Genomic DNA, 469 nt, shown 5'->3' with positions numbered 1-469 from the left:
CGCGTCCCTCAAGAAGTACGTCCAGGACAGTGAGGGCGTCTGGCGCGACGCGAACGACGTCGCCGAATACCCGAGCTTCCAGGTCGGAGACGCGGTGCGGTACCGAATCGTGGTCACCAACACCGGACAGGGCATCCTGACGAACGTCGAGGTTACCGACGATCTGCAGCCGGAGCTGGGCGAGTTCGTCATCGATTCGCTGGAGCCGGGGCAGTTGGCATCTCACGAATACCAGATCACCCTGGAAGAGGGTGGCCCCGACACCGTGGTGAACACAGCCTCTGCTACCGCGGATACGCCAGAGGACTCCGAGGTGCCCCCGACGATTCCGTCCGATCCGGCTGGTTTCGAGGTGACCGGTGTCCCGACGCACGACAAGGAGCTGGTCTCGGCCACTCCGATCGGGGATGGTCGGTGGGAGCTCGTGTACGGCATCGACGTGACGAACACGTCCACGCGATCGACGTCC

General features: G+C 64.2%; 1 pseudogene. It reads left to right on the top strand.

The window, feature by feature from the left end:
- Positions 1-469, top strand: a pseudogene (locus FDK12_RS14975) (DUF11 domain-containing protein); the annotation flags it as partial.

The organism is Arthrobacter sp. NamB2 (genome assembly GCF_005281365.1).
Taxonomy (GTDB): domain Bacteria; phylum Actinomycetota; class Actinomycetes; order Actinomycetales; family Micrococcaceae; genus Arthrobacter_D.
The sequence above is the reverse complement of the archived record's forward strand: the minus strand, read 5'-3'. Positions and strand labels throughout refer to the sequence as shown.